Origin of the sequence: Ruegeria sp. SCP10, from assembly GCF_040329495.1 — a bacterium.
In the GTDB taxonomy this organism is placed as follows: domain Bacteria; phylum Pseudomonadota; class Alphaproteobacteria; order Rhodobacterales; family Rhodobacteraceae; genus Ruegeria.
In genome coordinates this window covers 1-208 of record NZ_JBDZYF010000109.1, presented here as the reverse complement: position 1 = coordinate 208, position 208 = coordinate 1, and the positions used below count along the sequence as shown (strand labels likewise).

At 52.4% G+C, this 208-nt stretch carries 1 pseudogene; it reads right to left on the bottom strand.

From position 1 onward, the window contains the following. Window positions 1–208 (bottom strand): annotated as a pseudogene (locus ABLN87_RS22495) (IS3 family transposase); the annotation flags it as partial.

Sequence of the window (208 nt, the reverse complement as noted above, 5' to 3'; positions counted from 1 at the left end):
TCGTGCTGAGATAGAACCAGCCCCAGCCGATCACCTTGAGATAGGTAAAATCGGTCTGCCAGAGTTGGTTCGGTCGTGTTGTCTTGTCCTGGAACTCGTCTGCGGCTGACATAACCACATAGGCTGGGCTGGTGATCAGATCGTAGAACTTGAGGATGCGGTAGACCGAAGCCTCTGACACAAAGTACTTTTCTGTGTCGGTGAAGCG